This window comes from Pseudomonas sp. GW821-FHT01C01, assembly GCF_059422645.1.
Genome location: NZ_JBWKXF010000113.1, coordinates 1 through 2,437 on the forward strand (window position 1 = coordinate 1; position 2,437 = coordinate 2,437).

2 protein-coding genes are annotated in these 2,437 nt (G+C 61.3%); both read right to left on the bottom strand.

Features of this window, described 5'->3' with window-relative positions:
• Positions 1–131: 131 nt before the first annotated feature.
• Complete coding sequence (locus tag AC07XF_RS28930) at positions 132–611, bottom strand: DUF934 domain-containing protein (protein WP_495029244.1); 480 nt, start codon at positions 609–611, stop codon at positions 132–134.
• A complete protein-coding gene (locus AC07XF_RS28935; protein ID WP_495029245.1) occupies positions 608–2,281 on the bottom strand; it encodes a nitrite/sulfite reductase in 1,674 nt (557 codons plus the stop codon). The genes AC07XF_RS28930 and AC07XF_RS28935 overlap by 4 nt, the downstream gene beginning before the upstream one ends.
• Positions 2,282–2,437: the final 156 nt, after the last annotated feature.

The following is a 2,437-nucleotide window of genomic DNA, read 5'->3' on the forward strand; positions in this document are numbered from 1 at the left end:
GGCGAAGCCGTCGTAAACCCTGCGAACGCGGTATTCCTGAATACCGCGTCGTTTGATTTCACGACGGCTTCGCCGCCGAACGCAGCCTCGCGCTGCTCGGCAGCTGCTACAACGTACAACGGGCAAAAACTTCAACGACGTCTGAACAACGGCCGCGGCTCGATCACCGAACGCCCGTAAAGCACACTCATCCCCGCCAGACCTTTCAACGCATCCTCGGCGGATTTGTCTTCGCGCACGGCGAAGCTGTCGAAACCGCATTGGCGCATGTGGCTCAGTTGATCGCGCAGGACGTCGCCGATGGCGCGCAATTCGCCGGTCCAACCCAATCGGGTGCGCAGCAGATACGCCTGGCTGTAACCGCGACCATCACGAAAGCTCGGGAAGTCCAGGGCGATCAACGGCAGTTGGGCAAACCACGGCTTGAGACTTTCCACTTCATCGTCCGGCCCCAGCCACACACCCTGTTGCCGAGGGTTTTCCAGCCATCGGGCGAGCGGGAGAATTGCGCCACCGTCAGGCACTGGTTGCTCCGGATCCCGCACCAGTGTCCATGGATCATCTGCAACAATCCGCGCCACGCCCTCCTCCAGCCGCAACAGATTGTTCATGCCGACACCTCCAGCACTTTCGGATAGACCGCTTCCTTGAACGGCTCCAGACCGATGCGCTGCACGGTGTCGACAAACAGCTCCTCACTCTCGCGATAACGCACGAAAGTCTCGATGATCTGCTCGATCACCTGCGGCACTTCGGCGGCGCTGAACGACGGGCCGATGACCTTGCCCAGCGCGCTGTTCTTGCCCTGGGCGCCGCCGAGGGTGATCTGGTACCACTCGCTGCCGTTTTTATCGACGCCGAGGATGCCAATGTTGCCGATGTGGTGGTGACCGCAGGCGTTCATGCAGCCGGAGATGTTGAGGCTGATGTCGCCCAGATCGTGCAGGTAATCGAGATCGTCGAAACGCGCCTGAATACCCTGGGCGATGGGGATCGACTTGGCATTGGCCAGCGCGCAGAAATCACCGCCGGGGCAAGCGATGATGTCGGTGAGCAAACCGGCGTTGGCGCTGCCCAGATTGTGTTCACAGGCCAGGCACCACAGCGCGAACAGCTCGGCTTTTGGCACGTCCGGCAGGACGATGTTCTGTTCATGGGCAATGCGGATCTCGCCGAAACCGAAGCGCTCGGCCCAGTCGGCCACCGCTTCCATTTGTTTATCCGTGACGTCGCCCGGTGGCGAAGCGCTGCCCGGTTTAGTCGACAACACCACGCTGGCGTAGCCCGGCACTTTATGCGGCTGAACATTGCGCAGCACCCAACGCGCGAACGCCGGGTTGTCGGCCAGATGCGTGCCGTAATCGAGGCTGGTGTCCGCCAGCGCGCGATAAGGCGGCGCGACGAAGGCATTGGCGACGCGTTCGAATTCATCAAAGGTCAGTTGCGCTGGGCCGTCCTTGAGGTGCTGCCACTCCTCCTCCACTTCCCGGGCGAAGGCTTCGATGCCCAGGGCCTTGACCAGGATCTTGATCCGCGCCTTGTACTTGTTGTCCCGCCGGCCATGGCGGTTGTACACCCGCAACACCGCCTCGACGTAGGACAGCAGGTGCTGCCACGGCAGGCCTTCGCGGATCTGCAAACCGAGGATAGGCGTGCGCCCCAGACCGCCGCCAACGATCACCCGCAACAGCATTTGCCCATCGTTGCCGGGGTAAAGATAGAGACCGATGTCATGCATCATGATCGCCGCCCGGTCCTGTTCGGCTGAGCAAATGGCGATCTTGAACTTGCGTGGCAGGAACAGGAATTCCGGGTTGATGGTCGACCACTGCCGCAGGATCTCCGCCAGCGGTCGCGGGTCGATCATTTCGTCTGCCGCCACCCCGGCGAAGGCTTCGGTGGTGATGTTGCGCACGCAGTTGCCGGAGGTCTGGATCGCATGCATTTCCACCTGGGCCAGGCGTTCGAGGATGTCCGGCACCTGAGCCAGTTCGATCCAGTTGAACTGCATGTTCTGCCGGGTGGTGAAGTGGCCGTATCCGCGATCGTAATCCCGGGCGATGCTCGCCAGCGTGCGCATCTGCCGGGCACTCAGCGTGCCGTAGGGAATGGCGACTCGCAGCATGTAGGCGTGTTTTTGCATGTACAGGCCGTTCTGCAGGCGCAACGGCAGGAACTCTTCTTCGCTCAACTCTCCGGCCATGAAACGCTCGACCTGATCTCTAAACTGCGCAACCCGCTCGAACACCAGTGCCCGGTCATAATCATCGTACTGATACATGTAAATACCTCATCAGGATTGACCGCGCATCCCCCGTAACTTCGCATCGCCCGTAGTAGCTGCCGAGCAGCGCGAGGCGGCGTTCGGCGGCGAAGCCGTCGTAAACCCTGCGAACGCGGTATTCCTGAATACCGCGTCGTTTGATTTCACGACTGC

Bases quoted from the DNA above. Each gene is read 5' to 3' on its own strand.
- AC07XF_RS28935 (WP_495029245.1), bottom strand. From the start codon at position 2,281: ATGTATCAGTACGATGATTATGACCGGGCACTGGTGTTCGAGCGGGTT.
- AC07XF_RS28930 (WP_495029244.1), bottom strand. From the start codon at position 611: ATGAACAATCTGTTGCGGCTGGAGGAGGGCGTGGCGCGGATTGTTGCA.